The organism is Providencia rettgeri (genome assembly GCF_013702265.1).
Taxonomy (GTDB): Bacteria; Pseudomonadota; Gammaproteobacteria; order Enterobacterales; family Enterobacteriaceae; genus Providencia; species Providencia zhijiangensis.
On the sequence record NZ_CP059348.1, the window covers coordinates 3,302,310 to 3,317,536 of the forward strand.

13 protein-coding genes and 1 riboswitch are annotated in these 15,227 nt (G+C 44.9%); of the genes, 7 read left to right on the forward strand and 6 right to left on the reverse strand.

Features of this window, described 5'->3' with window-relative positions; translation table 11 throughout:
* Positions 1–78: 78 nt before the first annotated feature.
* Both H0913_RS15125 and H0913_RS15130 read left to right on the forward strand, forming a co-directional pair.
* Positions 79–786, forward strand: a complete 708-nt coding sequence (locus H0913_RS15125; RefSeq protein ID WP_154603387.1) for a DUF1190 family protein — start codon at positions 79–81, stop codon at positions 784–786.
* A gap of 6 nt (positions 787–792) precedes the next feature.
* Positions 793–1,953 carry a glutathionylspermidine synthase family protein gene (locus H0913_RS15130; protein ID WP_154603388.1) on the forward strand — a complete coding sequence of 387 codons (1,161 nt, stop codon included), beginning with the start codon at positions 793–795 and terminating at the stop codon, positions 1,951–1,953.
* Positions 1,954–2,080: 127 nt separating this feature from the next.
* Here the strand turns inward: H0913_RS15130 and ygiD are convergent, their stop codons facing one another.
* Complete coding sequence (ygiD, locus tag H0913_RS15135) at positions 2,081–2,884, reverse strand: 4,5-DOPA dioxygenase extradiol (RefSeq protein WP_181477532.1); 804 nt, start codon at positions 2,882–2,884, stop codon at positions 2,081–2,083.
* A 170-nt stretch (positions 2,885–3,054) separates the two neighbouring features.
* Positions 3,055–3,708 (reverse strand): 3,4-dihydroxy-2-butanone-4-phosphate synthase, encoded by a 654-nt coding sequence (gene ribB / locus H0913_RS15140; protein ID WP_154603389.1) that lies wholly within the window; start codon positions 3,706–3,708, stop codon positions 3,055–3,057.
* A 154-nt stretch (positions 3,709–3,862) separates the two neighbouring features.
* Positions 3,863–4,030: riboswitch (FMN riboswitch) on the reverse strand.
* 242 nt (positions 4,031–4,272) lie between these two features.
* Here ribB and ubiK point away from each other — a divergent pair.
* Complete coding sequence (gene ubiK / locus H0913_RS15145; RefSeq protein ID WP_006662951.1) at positions 4,273–4,551, forward strand: ubiquinone biosynthesis accessory factor UbiK; 279 nt, start codon at positions 4,273–4,275, stop codon at positions 4,549–4,551.
* 88 nt (positions 4,552–4,639) lie between these two features.
* On the opposite strand, the gene hldE is transcribed toward ubiK, so the two are convergent.
* The 3 genes from hldE to H0913_RS15160 form a co-directional block, all read right to left on the reverse strand.
* A complete protein-coding gene (gene hldE / locus H0913_RS15150; protein ID WP_181477533.1) occupies positions 4,640–6,067 on the reverse strand; it encodes a bifunctional D-glycero-beta-D-manno-heptose-7-phosphate kinase/D-glycero-beta-D-manno-heptose 1-phosphate adenylyltransferase HldE in 1,428 nt (475 codons plus the stop codon).
* 95 nt (positions 6,068–6,162) lie between these two features.
* A complete protein-coding gene (glnE, locus tag H0913_RS15155) occupies positions 6,163–9,021 on the reverse strand; it encodes a bifunctional [glutamate--ammonia ligase]-adenylyl-L-tyrosine phosphorylase/[glutamate--ammonia-ligase] adenylyltransferase (protein ID WP_181477534.1) in 2,859 nt (952 codons plus the stop codon).
* Between the two features lie 11 nt (positions 9,022–9,032).
* Positions 9,033–9,995: an inorganic triphosphatase gene (locus H0913_RS15160; protein ID WP_181477535.1), complete on the reverse strand. Its 963-nt coding sequence runs from the start codon at positions 9,993–9,995 to the stop codon at positions 9,033–9,035.
* A 280-nt stretch (positions 9,996–10,275) separates the two neighbouring features.
* On the opposite strand from H0913_RS15160, the gene H0913_RS15165 reads away from it, so the two are divergent.
* Both H0913_RS15165 and H0913_RS15170 read left to right on the forward strand, forming a co-directional pair.
* Complete coding sequence (locus H0913_RS15165) at positions 10,276–10,887, forward strand: TIGR04211 family SH3 domain-containing protein (protein WP_154627691.1); 612 nt, start codon at positions 10,276–10,278, stop codon at positions 10,885–10,887.
* Between the two features lie 10 nt (positions 10,888–10,897).
* A complete protein-coding gene (locus H0913_RS15170; RefSeq protein WP_181477536.1) occupies positions 10,898–12,133 on the forward strand; it encodes a multifunctional CCA addition/repair protein in 1,236 nt (411 codons plus the stop codon).
* Between the two features lie 56 nt (positions 12,134–12,189).
* Here H0913_RS15170 and folB read toward each other — a convergent pair whose 3' ends face one another.
* On the reverse strand, positions 12,190–12,549 hold the full coding sequence (folB, locus tag H0913_RS15175; protein ID WP_154603536.1) for a bifunctional dihydroneopterin aldolase/7,8-dihydroneopterin epimerase: 360 nt from the start codon (positions 12,547–12,549) through the stop codon (positions 12,190–12,192).
* 115 nt (positions 12,550–12,664) lie between these two features.
* Between folB and plsY the strand changes: the two genes are divergently transcribed.
* Positions 12,665–13,318, forward strand: coding sequence for a glycerol-3-phosphate 1-O-acyltransferase PlsY (plsY, locus tag H0913_RS15180; protein WP_154603394.1), 654 nt, complete (start codon positions 12,665–12,667; stop codon positions 13,316–13,318).
* Positions 13,319–13,627: 309 nt separating this feature from the next.
* On the forward strand, positions 13,628–15,160 hold the full coding sequence (locus H0913_RS15185) for a methyl-accepting chemotaxis protein (RefSeq protein WP_181477537.1): 1,533 nt from the start codon (positions 13,628–13,630) through the stop codon (positions 15,158–15,160).
* Positions 15,161–15,227 lie beyond the last annotated feature (67 nt).

Below are 15,227 nucleotides of genomic sequence, written 5' to 3' on the forward strand. Positions count from 1 at the left end.
TTAATTTTTATCCTATATCCCCTATTCTAAGGGCAACATCTCGAACCCCTTACTTATTATTCATTCAAGGTAATTACCATGACCATGAAGCGTACCAAAAATATTAATCAGAACGCCTTCCGTAAGTCTTGGCGCTCATACCGTTTAGCCCCTGTCGCTGTGGCGGTCAGTGCTGTATTTATGCTGTCTGCGTGTGAAGAGAGCGATGAAACTGTGTCTCTGTACACTAACGCGCAAGACTGTAGCCAAGCAAATCCATCTCAAGCAGACCAATGTACCCTTGCGTATAACAACGCATTGAATGAAGCCGCTAAAACAGCGCCAAAATACGCAACTCAAGAAGATTGCGTGGCCGAATTTGGTGAAGCGATGTGTACTCAGGCGCCAGCTCAAGCAGGCATCGCAGGTACAAGCACACCAGCAACCGGTGAGCCAGCTGCTCAACCACAAAGCAGTGGCAGCATGTGGATGCCATTAATGATGGGCTACATGATGGGCCGTATGATGGGCGGTAGCGCACCATCTCAACCACTGTTTAGCTCTAAAAACCCAGCCAGCCCAGCAAATGGTAAATTTGTTGATGCGACGGGTAAAAGTTATGGTCCTGCCGTTGCTGGCGGTCGTTCAATGAGCGTACCAAAAACCGCTATGGCACCAAAACCTGCCACCACCTCCACCATTACGCGTGGCGGCTTCGGTGACACAGTCAACAAACAAGCGACAGCGCAACGTTCATCTTCGTCCGCGAAATCCAGCTCATCCTCTTCCCGTTCAATGGGTGGTTGATAAGTAATGAAACGTGTTCCTATTGTAGAGCGTCCTAACTGGCGTGAAAAAGCGGATGAGTTTGGTTTTCACTTTCACACCATGTACGGCGAGCCGTACTGGTCTGAAGATGCCTATTACCAATTCACGCTAGCGCAAGTTGAAGAAATTGAAGAAGCCACCGCTGAAATTCACCAAATGTGTTTAAAAGTGGTTGAGCGCGTTGTTGAAAGCGATGAATTACTCGCTCGCTTCCAAATTCCTAAACACTGTTGGGAATTTGTCCGTAGTTCGTGGAAAAGTGAGCAGCCTTCATTATATTCCCGTCTCGACTTAGCTTACGATGGCGTAAATCCACCTAAGTTACTGGAAAATAACGCAGATACACCAACGTCACTGTATGAATCAGCGTTCTTCCAATGGATTTGGTTAGAAGACCAAATCGAAGCTGGAAAACTGCCAGAAAATGCTGACCAATTTAACAGTATTCAAGAGCAGCTGATTGAGCGTTTTGGTGAGCTTAAAGATCAATACGGTTTCCGCTTGCTACATATGGCTTGCTGCCAAGATACCGAAGAAGATCGTGGCACGGTGCAATATCTGCAAGACTGTGCAAACGAAGCTGGCGTAGCGACCGAATTCCTATATATGGATGAAATCGGGCTGGGTGAAAAAGGTGAATTCACCGATACACAAGATCAGGTCATTAGTAACCTGTTCAAACTGTATCCATGGGAATTTATGCTCAGAGAAATCTTCTCAACCAAACTGCAAGATGCGGGTGTACGTTGGTTAGAGCCAGCTTGGAAAAGTATTATTTCCAACAAAGCGTTGCTGCCAATGTTATGGGAAATGTTCCCTGATCATCCAAACTTGTTACCAGCTTACTTTGCGGATGGTAACAAACCAGAGCTTGAAAGCTATGTGATTAAACCGCTATTTTCTCGTGAAGGTGCGAATATTCGCGTCATCGAAAATGGCAAAGAAATCGCTTCTGCGGATGGTCCTTATGGTGAAGAAGGGATGATTATCCAGCAATTCCACTCACTGCCAAAATTTGAAGGCAGCTACACATTAGTGGGAAGCTGGTTAGTTAACGACCAACCTGCGGGCATCTGTATTCGTGAAGATAAAGAACTGATTACTCAGGATTTATCACGTTTTTACCCACATATTATTATCGACTAATATTTTGTTAGTTTGATAAAACAGGGTGTCTGATAAAAAGAAAGCGGCAACGAGCTATTTCGTGCCGCTTTCTTATTTTTTATTCTCAGTATTAACCAATCTGAAAGCATAAACTGATTCGAAAGTATTAACCGATTTGCACTGACAACATGCTCAGCGATGCAGAAACAATGCCTTCCACAGGCGTACTTATCCCTTCTTCACCATCCCAAGTCCCTAAAATAGGTAAGATAGGTAAAAAGTGTTCTGGAGATGGATTCGATAATTTACCATCTTCACGATCTAACCCTTTTGTGAGTGGATGCGGCTGCTCGTGACTGTGTAAATTGTCATACACAAACTGCTCAAAAGAGGTCGCCCAAGGATAAGGCGCTGCATTAGCATTTTGCCAATCCATCGCTCTTAAATTATGAACCACGTTACCGCTGCCCATAATCAATACCCCTTCATTTCGTAATGTCGCCAGCTTTTTCCCCAGCTCATAATGCCAAGCTGCGGGTTTCGTACCATCAATGCTGAGCTGAACAACAGGGATATCCGCTTGAGGATACATACGGACTAAAATTTCCCATGTGCCGTGATCAAGCCCCCACTCCTCTTTATCTTGATGAATTGGTTCTGGAGACAGTAATTCAGCCACCTGTTTAGCCAGTTCTGGAGAACCCGGTGCTGGATACTCTATTTGGTATAAAGCTTCAGGGAAACCACCAAAATCATGGATAGTTTTCGGTTTAATCATCGCCGTGATCGCCGTTCCACGGGTATACCAGTGTGCTGAGATCACCAAAATCGCACGCGGTCTAGGCAAGGTTTTGCCCAGTTTTTCCCATGCTTCAGTGTACGAATTATGATTAATCGCGTTCATCGGGCTACCATGACCGATAAATACCGCAGGCATTCGATGGGTTAAGTGTTGGTTATTTGTCGACATGATGACCTCAATTCCACTAGAAGGATAATGAATATCAGCATACCCTTTTTTAGAAAAAACACAGTGGGGGAATTATGAGAATGATCATCAAAAAATTTGAAGAGGCCACAAAGGTGTGCAACTTTGTGGCCGATGACTCTGTATGCAAAACGTTTTAAAAACCTAGCAAATTAGCTGGCTTTTTTTTCCACCTGAAGGCGGTAGTTCACTAAGTCTTCGATAGTCACAACGGTCATGTTGTGCTCACGAGCAAACTTCACTACATCTGGCGCACGCGCCATGCTGCCATCATCGTTGGTTAACTCACACAGTACTCCAGCGGGTTTAAAACCTGCCAGTACAGCTAAGTCAATTGTCGCTTCGGTATGACCACGGCGAGTTAATACCCCACCTTCACGAGCGCGCAGAGGGAATACGTGGCCTGGGCGGTTAATATCCGCAGGTACCGCATTATCCGCAATTGCGGTTTTAATCGTCGTGATACGATCAGCCGCAGAAACGCCTGTCGTTACGCCTTTTGCCGCTTCGATAGTGACCGTAAAACCGGTTTGGTTTTGGCTGGTGTTTTTTTCCACCATCATCGGAATATCAAGCTGCTTACGGCGTTCTTCCGTAATACACAGGCACACAATGCCGCTGCTATAGCGAATGGTCATTGCCATTTGCTCTGTGGTCATGGTTTCTGCTGCAAACACTAAGTCACCTTCATTCTCACGATCTTCATCATCGAGAACTAAGATACCTTTGCCTTGGCGCAGGGCTTCAATTGCATTTTCAACACGCTCGGTTGGATTACCGAATTCGGAAAGTAGCGTCTGATTCATGGTAAAAACCTTCTTAAATTAACAATATTTGAGTTACCAGAACCAGGGCAGTCTTAGGAGTACGAGAAATGAATAAACACAACGACTTAACAGCCGTTTCGCCATTCAATATGTAGAACAATGTTGCACCTAAAAGGTACAAGCATGCAGATACAGTGATTCTCTCCCATCCGGACTATAACCGTCGGCTCCAGATTCACACTGGATCTGCTGACCTTTCCTATCCATGACAATAACGCCAAAGATAACAAAGCGCTCGCGGGCTTCATGCGCGATGCATGTTACCGCCGGTGGGGACTTTCACCCCGCCCTGAGATTACGCAATCAATATAACTCCAATAATTCAATGGTGCAACGAACAAACGACAAAGTGGAAACTTACTCACACTTTTCGCCAATAAAAACAAGATGAAAGGCTGGGTTTTTATAATAATGTTAGAAGGTGGTTTATTCGTAACGCCGCAGGTATTACACTACCCCACATTATTTATTTTGAAACTGAAGTTATTTTGAAACTGAAGTTATTTTGAAACTGAAGTTATATTGAAACTGAAGGACCCGCGAATGCTCGATCCGAAAAAAATTGAACAAGTTGCCCGCCAAATTCAAGGTGCATTACCAAAAGGCGTACGTGACTTAGGTGAAGACTTTGATAAAAAGCTTCGTTCACTGCTGCAATCTCAGCTTGGTAAATTAGATTTAGTTAGCCGTGAAGAGTTTGATATTCAAACACAAGTTTTGCTGCGCACTCGCGAAAAACTGATGAAAATGGAGCAGCGCGTTAGCGCACTTGAAGCCCGTTTTTCAGATGAAAAAGTGATTGAAGAAAAACAAGAAGATTGATTCAGTCACAAACAAAAAAGCCTAACTTCTGTACGCATTTAAATGCAGACAAAAAGCTAGGCTTTTATTAAAACCAATTAACTTTTAATTATTTGGTTTTCATAATATTTTTGATGATATTAGTGGTTGAAATACCATCTTCGAAATTCAGAACCATCACTTGCCCACCAGCAGCCCACACTTCCTTGCTACCAGCAATCTCATCTGGTTGATAATCCCCACCTTTTACTAAGATGTCAGGCAGAATTTCTGAGATCAAACGCTGCGGTGTATCTTCCTCGAATGACACAACCCAATCCACAGCACCCAATGCACCCAACACAATCATACGTTGGTCTAATGGATTGACTGGGCGAGTTTCCCCTTTCAAGCGGCGGGTCGATGCATCACTGTTTACCGCAACAATCAGGCGATCACCCAATTTACGTGCATTTGCCAGATACGAAACATGTCCTGCATGCAGAATATCGAAACAGCCATTGGTCATCACTACGCGCTCATCACGAGCACGCGCATCGGCCACTGCTTGCTTCAGCTGGCTTTCGGTCATTACGCCGAAACCATTCTCTGCACGACCACGGATCGCATTTTCTAATTCGATAGGGGAAACTGTTGAAGTCCCTAATTTGCCAACCACAACACCCGCTGCGGCATTTGCTAATGCACAAGCTTCATGCAATGGACGACCTGATGCAATTGATGCCGCCAATACGCCAATGACCGTATCGCCAGCCCCTGTCACATCAAAAACTTCTTGTGCTTCAGTCGGTAAATGTAAAGGTGCTTCATTACGGCGGATCAAACTCATGCCTTGCTCTGAACGAGTAATCAACAGTGCTGATAACTCTAAAGATTCCAGGAGCTGCATCCCTTTTTCTTCAACATCTTTATTATCTTTGCAACGACCCACAATCGCTTCAAATTCAGACATATTTGGCGTTAACAGGGTTGCTCCACGATAACGTTCGAAATTGTTGCCTTTCGGGTCGATAAGAACAGGTACGCCCGCTTTATTCGCCAGCGCAATCATCTTCTCAACTTCGGTTAATGCACCTTTCGCATAGTCCGACAGCACCAACGCGCCAATATGTGGCAGAGCTTGTTCGATGCGCTCTAGCATTGGCTGCGCATCCACATTTTCGAACCCTTCTTCAAAGTCGAGGCGGATCAGCTGCTGGTTACGGGATAAAACACGTAACTTAGTAATGGTTGGGTGGGTTGGAATGGCCACAAAATCACAGCGGACATTTACGCCATTCAGGTTCTCAGTCAGCGCTTTTGCCGCATCATCAATCCCTGTCAAACCTACTAGGCGAGAATTTGCGCCCAGTGACGCAATGTTCATTGCCACGTTTGCAGCGCCGCCCGGGCGCTCTTCCACCATGGTCACTTTAACAACCGGAACCGGCGCTTCAGGTGAAATACGATTTGTAGGTCCATGCCAGTAGCGATCTAACATGACATCACCAACAACCAATACACCTGCTTGCTTATAATCAGGAAGGGTTACTTTCATCCCGCACTCCAGTTATGAAAAGAAAATCTGAAATTAATTGCCGCTAATACTAGCATATTGCGCGATATCGCCTAAATAATTTGCTAGCTAATCAATTACTCAAGCCATTTTTTCCAGCTGGCAAGCACCAAAGCTCGTTGAGTCGCAAATTGCTGGCTATCTACCCGACTCGGTAAAGATTGTAACGCTAAATGGTGTAGCTCGTTACGCATCGTGACATACGCCTGCGTTAAGCCATATGCCTCTTCTTCTGGCATAAAATCATACTGCGCCATTAACTCAAAAATGCGCACATTATCAGACCAGCGAGTCAGCGCTGGATTATCAATAGCAAAACGCAGCACTAAATATTGAGCGATAAACTCAATGTCAGTGATCCCGCCAGGATCGGCTTTTAAATCAAACTCATTCTCCTGATGGCTTCCCAAATGCCGATGCATTTTCAGGCGCATATCCCGCACCTGCTCACGCAGCACATCCGGCTCTCTCGGCAGACATAAGGTTTCATGGCGAATTTGCATGAATTTTTGCTGCAGCGAACTATCACCAAATACCATACGAGCGCGGATCAGCGCTTGGTGCTCCCACGTCCATGCATCATTTTTTTGGTAGTCATCGAAAGATTGGATTGTACTGACCAACATGCCCGATTCACCGGAAGGTCTTAAGCGAGCATCCACTTCGTACAATACCCCAGAAGCCGTGCGGGTGCTAAAAAGATGAATAATACGCTGTGCAACCCGCAGATAAAATTGACGAGCTTCAATGGAACGATCCCCTGTTGTCACCGCATTCATTGGGCAGTCAAACAGAAAAACCAAATCTAAATCTGAGCTATAACCCAGCTCCCAGCCACCTAATTTACCATAGCCCAGTACCGCAAATCCGTACTGTTTTTCATCGAACTTATCTTCATCAAACTTAGCTAAGTGATCTGGTTCCCCATAGCGCTTGACCATCATTTGCCATGCTTGGCGCACCACTGCATCAATAATCGCTTCAGCCAAATACGTTAAGTGGTCACTCACTTTCATCACAGGGAGCACACCCGAAATATCTTCGGCGGCAATACGCAATAATTGTGCCTGTTTAAATTGGCGGAGCGCTTCTAGCAATTGCTCTTCGTCATCTTCTGGCACACGCATTAAATATTGGCGTAATTCATCGCGGTAGGCGGTGAGCGGTAATGGCTGATACAAGGACTGAGGGTCGAGTAATTCATCCAACAAAAGCGGGTGACGAGCTAACTGCTCAGCAATCATTGGCGAAGCCGCACATAAGCGAATAACGTGAGTTAGCACTTCGTCAAATTCGAGCATCAACTCTAAATAAGTTGTTCGGCTAACAATGCTCAACAATAATGGCGTGATGCGTTCAATCACTCGCCCTGCATCTTCGCGCTCACCCACTTTTGCCAACAACTTTGGCATTAACTCATCAAGAACATCACGACCACGGGGGCCAATAGTGCGCTTATTAAGATCATGGCGGAACAGGTTAATTCCGTGGATCATTTTTTCTGCGACGAGTTCATCTTTTGACGGTAAATAACTTGCCAGCTCCTCTTTGGAAAGCTCACTTTGCCAGAGCGTAATGTACGCTTCATGGCACTCTTCCACTTTGTCTTCCTCACCATCGCTACCAATTTGCTCTGCGAAAATTTGGTGTACCGTTGCCATTTTTGCACTCAGTTGCTGATAAAAATCAGCCCAATTCGCAAATCCCATCCCCCACGCTAAACGCGCCTGATTTAAAGCATCATCGGGCAATGTCTGGGTTTGTTGGTCATCGATACTTTGCAATAAATTCTCTAACCGACGTAGGAAGATATAGCTGCCTTGCAGTTGAGTAACTTGCTGTGCTGGTAATAATGCAAGTTCTTCAATGCCTTGTAATGCGGTAAATAAAGATTGTGACTGTAACGCGGGTTCTCGTCCGCCTCGGATTAACTGAAAAACTTGGGAGATAAATTCAATTTCGCGAATACCGCCAGCGCCTAATTTGATGTTGTTGACCAATCCACGACGACGCACTTCTCGCTCAATCATATTTTTCATATTACGTAGGGATTGGATAACACTGAAATCAATATAACGACGATAGACAAACGGGCGTAATAATTTACGCAAGGTATCCGCATAATGGACGCTGTCAGGCCCCATAATACGGGCTTTGACCATCGCATAGCGCTCCCAGTCACGCCCTTGTTCTTGGTAGTAATCTTCCAAAGCAGAAAAACTGAAGACCAATGGGCCGCTATCACCAAATGGGCGTAAGCGCATATCAACGCGATACACAAAACCGTGAATGGTGACTTGGTCAAGAACGCGGATCAGCTTCTGCCCTAGGCGCGTAAAAAACTGCGCGTTATCCAGCTCTTTACGCCCGCCTTGAGTAACTCCATTTTCAGGATAAGCAAAAATCAGGTCGATATCAGACGAAAAATTTAATTCCCTGCCACCCAATTTCCCCATCCCAAGCACTAATAGTGGCTGCGGGTTTCCAGTACGATCACACGGCGTTCCCCACAAGAGGCAATAGGTTTTGTATAGCCAGTCTCGCGCTGCAACAATCAATACCTCAGCCAGTTCGCTAAGTTGCACAATGGTATCGCGCTGGGAACATAATTCTAAGGTTTGCATCCAAGCGATACGCACTAACATATGATGACGAAAAGTGCGTAAAACCTGCATCAAATGATCTTCATCCGTCACCGATGCTAACGCTTCTTCCAGCCATTCCCCATAGCGAGCCCATTCATCACCTACCGGCGGCAGTGTTCGAATATGCTGTAAAAATTGGGAATGGGTGAGAACCTGCTTCAACGCAAAATCACTGAATGCGAGAAAATTCAGTTCAGATTCATTTAACGGAAGCAACTCAGAAGATTGCTCCGTAAACTGCTGAATAATACGTTGGTGTTGGTTCTGCAAAAACTCGGAAGAAAGCGGCATAGATTCAGTACCTATTCGACATCAGTATATGTTAAGGCAGTTAACCACTGAATAAAGGCTAGTTTGCATTTTAGCCATTGGCTACTGTAACAAAAGCCTTCTGCACTGACCGTTTCATCAGTCACATCCAAACGTAATTGTTCCAGAGGGAGATCGTGAACAAAATGCGGTGCAGAGTTTTGGTAATGCACTAAGAAAGCCTGAACAAAGCGTAAAAACTCACTAAGCCCATGACGTGCATGTTCACCACCTGCTAGCCAATACTGTTCATGTTGCTGGCAAAGTTGCTGCATGTGCAACAGTGACTTTTCAATCGGCTGTTCTTCATAATCAAACACAGATTCAGGACGCACTAAAGGTACAGGCTCATTCGCCAATAATGAGTAGCCTCGCGCCGCTTTACTCAGGGAGGATAAACTCAGACCATCGATATCTGCGAATTTCTTCGCTAAATTCAGTACGTCCGCTACAAAGCCTTGTTTTAGTTCCAATTCAAATTCTTGAATCGGTAAATCTTTCGCACCCGCAGAGACTTCCCCTTGGTCGAAAACAATTTCAATTTCACTATCTTCGAATTTCACCAACCATGTTTCGCGAGTGAAATTAGTGCTAAACAAAACTTCTAACTCATCCTCTAGTTGCGCGATATCCGTTCCTTCAGGCCAGATTTCTGCCGGAAATGCCGCAAGATTGATTTCAGGAGAATCAATTTCCACGTTGAACTCTGGGCGCTGGTGTAATCCGCTAATCACTTGCCCAGCCGTTTTCATCGTCATCTCATAACGACCATCACAACCCCGAATACGCAACCCCATATCCCATTGGCGTAGCTGTCTTTGTGCCGTATCAAAATAGATATTAGTCAGCTTGCGAGGCGCAGAGTGTTGTGGTGAAAGCGTCGAAATACACTGACGAACAGCATCAATAGCAGAACTCTGAGCCGCTAACTTGAGTTCAACTTCTATGTGGTTCATACATTTCCTTATTTAATAATTTTACTGCATCCATATTACCCCAATCCCTGAGAGCAGAGAAAAGAAACCGCACGGAAACCAAAAATTCTACAAATATAAATTCCCTTAGAGGGTTGTTTCAATAACATGCTTAAAAATTGTATTATCCAGTGACTTAGGAAGGTTCTCATTCTCATTCAACATTTACACAACTCTATGCTTTAACGTTTGCACCAATAGGCTTTACTTATTAGTATTTAATTAATAAGACACTCATTCACCGTGAAAAGATAAAAACACTATGCGAAAAATTCCACTTTTACTTGTTTCAATCATGGGGTTAGGCCTTTCAATCACAGCAAACGCTGAAACACGCTACGTTTCTGAAGATTTATCGACTTATGTCCGTAGTGGTCCAGGCACCAACTACCGCATTGTTGGCTCGCTAAACGCAGGTGAATCCGTTGAACTGATTTCAGTGGATAATAAATTTGCTCAAATTAAAGATGGCAAAGGCCGCACCGTTTGGATACCAACGGATCAGCTCAGCGACATCCCAAGTATGAAAAGCCGAATTCCGCAGTTAGAAGCTGAAAATCAAAAGCTTCGTCAACAGTTAGATAACATTGACAATACTTGGAATACCCGCACCGCAGACATGCAGCAAAAAGTGGCTGATAATGATAGTGAAGTGCGTCAGCTCAAAGCAGAAAATGAAAAACTGAAAAACGAACTCATCAAAGCAGGTAAAAAGTTAGATATTGCTGAAGTGAATCTGGATGATCGTCGCCGTGAGTTAATTTTACAGTGGTTTATGTACGGTGGTGGCGTGGCAGGTGCTGGCTTAATTTTAGGGCTACTTCTGCCTCACATTATTCCACGCCGTAAAAAACGTAATGATGGTTGGATGTAAGAGAGCCTAAATGAAAGTCTATCTCGTCGGTGGAGCGGTACGTGACAAATTACTTGGATTACCTATCTCAGATAGAGATTATGTGGTGGTGGGTACCACGCCAGAGGCGATGCTAGCCCAAGGCTTTCAACAGGTAGGCAAAGATTTTCCCGTCTTTTTGCATCCAAAGACTCATGAAGAGTACGCCCTTGCCAGAACGGAACGAAAAATCGGTTCTGGCTACACTGGGTTTAGCTGTTATAGCGCACCAGACGTCACTATCGAAGATGATTTACTGCGCCGAGATTTAACCATCAATGCCATCGCCCAAAGCGATACAGGGGAATTGGTCGATCCCCATCATGGTGTGCGTGATCTCAAAAATCGCGTTCTGCGCCATGTCTCTGATGCTTTTTTGGAAGACCCATTGCGCGTATTGCGTGTGGCACGTTTTGCCGCTCGCTATTATGTTCAAGGCTTTCGAGTTGCCCCAGAAACCATGGCGTTGATGCAGTCCATGTCGGAATCAGGAGAGCTATCCCATCTCACCCCTGAGCGCGTCTGGACAGAAACGCACAAAGCGCTGATGTCCAATTCACCGCAAGTTTACTTTGAAGTTTTACGTGAATGCGGCGCACTTGCCGTTCTATTTCCTGAAATTGATAACCTATTCGGCGTACCAGCCCCTGAAAAATGGCATCCAGAAGTAGACACAGGGATCCATATTTTGATGGTAATGCGCGTGGTGGCAACATTATCGAAAGATATTGATGTGCGCTTTGCTGCGTTATGCCATGACCTAGGTAAAGGACTTACGCCTAAAGCGGTCTGGCCGAGTCATCCACAGCATGGGGAAGCCGGGATCCCCCTGATTATCGACTTATGTGAGCGGTATAAGATCCCAACCAGCACCAAAGACCTCGCCTGCCTTGCTGCAAAATATCACGATATGATCCATGTGATTAACAAGCTCAGCGCTGCCGATATTGTGGGGATCTTTGATGGATTAGATAGCTGGCGTAAACCTGAGCGTATTTCTCAGCTTAGTTTAGTGAGTGAAGCGGATGCCAGAGGTCGCGGAGGGTTAGAAAAACAAGCCTATCCTAAAGGGATATTTTTACGTCAATCCTATGAGATAGCCAAAGCGGTTGCAGTAAAATCAATTATTGAGCAGGGCTTTCAAGGCGTACAAATCCGAGAGGAACTGACTAAACAGCGTATTCAAGCAGTTGAAGAGTGGCTAAAAATACAAAAAGTGATGATTTAAAATAGCTGAAAATATTGGCGGTACTTCGACCGCCAACATCCACGATGCAATCCCCATTAACTGGTTTTTGTACCACGTTCAATCAGCACGCCCATATTGGCAGCACGAGCAACAGCCCCTGGTTTAGACACTCGAATACGAACCCAAGGTGTGAAAAATTCATTCATCAGCAGTTGAGCAACCTCTTCTGCAACTCTTTCAACTAACCCAAATTTATTCTGTTCTAAATAGCTAACAACGCGTTCGCTAACTTCAGCGTAATTCAAACATAATTCAACATTATCGCTCATCGCGGCCTGTTTATTGTCCCATCCCATTTCGATATCGAGCAAAAGTTTTTGTTCAATACCTTGTTCCCAGTCATATACACCGATGGTGGTGATGACTGATAATTGTTCAATAAATACGATATCCATCACGTCATTTTCTCGTTTATGTGCTGAATTGATACCACTTCAGGAAAAATGTGCGTATTATCCAAGACTGAAGTGAATTACATATAAATAGCCTAAACCGTTTTTGGAGTTAGTTATGAGTGCTATCGCGCTTGGCATGATAATCTTCGCCTATCTTTGCGGATCAATATCGAGTGCTATTTTGATCTGCCGTCTGGCAAGATTACCCGACCCTCGTCAACACGGCTCTGGTAACCCCGGTGCAACTAACGTCTTACGCGTCGGCGGCAAAGTCGCCGCTGCCTCAGTACTGATCTGTGATGTACTGAAAGGGATGATCCCTGTATGGCTTGCTTATTATTTAAATGTGCAACCATTCTATCTTGGCTTGGTCGCGATTGCAGCCTGCCTTGGACATATTTATCCGGTTTTCTTTCACTTTAAAGGTGGAAAAGGCGTTGCTACCGCATTTGGATCCATCGCAGCAATCGGCTGGGATCTTTCAGGTTTGGTGGCAGGCACTTGGCTGCTCACCGTATTGCTCAGTGGCTACTCATCCCTTGGGGCGATTGTCAGTGCTCTAATGGCGCCATTTTATGTGTGGTGGTTTAAGCCTGAATTCACCTTCCCGGTTGCCATGCTGTCGTGCTTAGTGCTTGTTCGCCATCATGGCAATATTCAGCGTCTATGGCGAGGACAAGAAAGCCGAATTTGGCAAAAATTGAAGAATAAAAAGCAAAAAACCACCAAAGAGATAGCTCAAGAGCAACGTGACGATAAGGACGATTAACATCATTCACGATAATGCCTCTAATAAGTCATTACTTTGATAAACAATAAGGGCTGAATTTCAGCCTTTTTTATTTCTATTATCTTCACTTCCTGTTCAATCACATCCTTCTATACCATCAAAAACTTTCCCTATTTTTTACTGTATTGACTCACACTCACACCCCTAATTTTGGTACGTATTTACACCTATTCATAACGTAGCGCACACTTTTAAAAAATAGTTAAAATATTGCAAATTTATTACTAATGAATAATTAAAAACTGTCGACTATATAAAGGAAAACTTAACTATAAAAGTGAATATAAAATGAGCAGAACTCCATATGTAACCCAAAATGAGCATATCTTAGATGAAGATATCACCTTGATGACCACAAGTGACCTTCAAGGGAATATTATTCACGCTAATGATTTTTTTGTGCAAGTCAGTGGGTATGACCTCGATGAATTAATGGGGCAACCACACAGTATTATTCGTCATCCTGATATGCCTAAAGCCGCCTTTGCGGATATGTGGCGTACCTTAAAAATGGGAGAGCCTTGGACTGGGATCGTCAAAAATCGCCGTAAAAATGGCGACCATTACTGGGTTCGCGCTAATATCATCCCCATGCAGCGAAAAGGTGTCATCACCGGTTATATGTCCATTCGTCTACGCGCGACCCGAGAGGAAATCGCCGCGGTTGAGCCGCTGTATAAAGCTCTAGTCGAAAATCGTAGCAATCGCCGAATTTATAAGGGGATCGTGCTGCCAAAACGCCGTCGATTCTCACTTTCAACCCTGTCTGTTCGCTGGCGTTGCCGTTTAATTTCCAGCAGCTTATTTGTTCTGTGGATGGCGATGGCGGGTTTATCGGGTCTATCCGGCAATACACTGCTACTGACCAGCTTATTCACCTTAATAACCCTGCTACTCGGTAATGTGATGTTAGAGCGTAGTTTTGCGAAGCCGCTCGAAAATATTATGTCCCAGGCATTAAGCGTAGCGCGAGGTAACCGTAATAGCATTGACCACATGAACCGCGTTGATGAAATAGGGCAGATCCTGCGATCCATTGGTCAACTAGGCTTAGTGTGCCGTTGGCTGATTAACGATGTCTCTGAGCAAGTGGATAACGTCCGTAAAGGCAGCCAATCGTTAGTGAGCGATTGTGGTGAACTCGATAGCCATACACAGCGTACCGTAGGCTATATGCAGCAAACCGCCGCTACCATGAATCAAATGGCGGTCTCCGTTAAGATGAATGCGGACAACACGCATAAAGCCGATGTGCTATCGAACGAAACCAGTGAAACGGCCGTTAATGGGGGAGCAATGATGGATGCGGTCGTCACCACTATGGATGAAATCGTCCATAGCACCAGTAAAATTAACTCCATCACCGATGTGATTAAAGATATTGCATTCCAAACCAACATTTTGGCACTGAATGCTGCCGTGGAAGCCGCCAGAGCCGGTGAACAAGGCAAAGGCTTTGCGGTCGTAGCCAATGAAGTGCGTAGCTTAGCGAGCCGCAGTGCCAGTGCAGTCAACGATATTCGCGAACTTATCAATAACTGTGAAAAGAAAGTGAGCTCCGGTAAAGACCAAGTCTACGCGGCGGGGAACACAATGAAAGAGATTGTGGATCAAGTGCAAAACGTAACTCAGCTAATTACCCATATTAGCCATGCTACAACGGAGCAAGCCTCTGGGATCTCTGATATCACACAAGCCGTCAGTGAACTGGAATCCATCACTCAACAAAGCAGCTTACTCGTTGAGCAGAGCACCGAGACCGCAAATCACGTTAAAGATCGTTCCATTCGCTTAGAAGATGCAGTGACCGTTCTACATTAATAATAACTTGCACTAAGCTCGTTTTACAATAAAACAGGGGGCTAGCGTATTACGTTAGCCCCCTGTT

Excerpts from the sequence above, each read along its gene's own strand:
- H0913_RS15125 (WP_154603387.1), top strand. The coding sequence starts at position 79 with ATGACCATGAAGCGTACCAAAAATATTAATCAGAACGCCTTCCGTAAG.
- H0913_RS15130 (WP_154603388.1), top strand. The coding sequence starts at position 793 with ATGAAACGTGTTCCTATTGTAGAGCGTCCTAACTGGCGTGAAAAAGCG.
- ygiD (WP_181477532.1), bottom strand. The coding sequence starts at position 2,884 with ATGTCGACAAATAACCAACACTTAACCCATCGAATGCCTGCGGTATTT.
- ribB (WP_154603389.1), bottom strand. The coding sequence starts at position 3,708 with ATGAATCAGACGCTACTTTCCGAATTCGGTAATCCAACCGAGCGTGTT.
- ubiK (WP_006662951.1), top strand. The coding sequence starts at position 4,273 with ATGCTCGATCCGAAAAAAATTGAACAAGTTGCCCGCCAAATTCAAGGT.
- hldE (WP_181477533.1), bottom strand. The coding sequence starts at position 6,067 with ATGAAAGTAACCCTTCCTGATTATAAGCAAGCAGGTGTATTGGTTGTT.
- glnE (WP_181477534.1), bottom strand. The coding sequence starts at position 9,021 with ATGCCGCTTTCTTCCGAGTTTTTGCAGAACCAACACCAACGTATTATT.
- H0913_RS15160 (WP_181477535.1), bottom strand. The coding sequence starts at position 9,995 with ATGAACCACATAGAAGTTGAACTCAAGTTAGCGGCTCAGAGTTCTGCT.
- H0913_RS15165 (WP_154627691.1), top strand. The coding sequence starts at position 10,276 with ATGCGAAAAATTCCACTTTTACTTGTTTCAATCATGGGGTTAGGCCTT.
- H0913_RS15170 (WP_181477536.1), top strand. The coding sequence starts at position 10,898 with ATGAAAGTCTATCTCGTCGGTGGAGCGGTACGTGACAAATTACTTGGA.
- folB (WP_154603536.1), bottom strand. The coding sequence starts at position 12,549 with ATGGATATCGTATTTATTGAACAATTATCAGTCATCACCACCATCGGT.
- plsY (WP_154603394.1), top strand. The coding sequence starts at position 12,665 with ATGAGTGCTATCGCGCTTGGCATGATAATCTTCGCCTATCTTTGCGGA.
- H0913_RS15185 (WP_181477537.1), top strand. The coding sequence starts at position 13,628 with ATGAGCAGAACTCCATATGTAACCCAAAATGAGCATATCTTAGATGAA.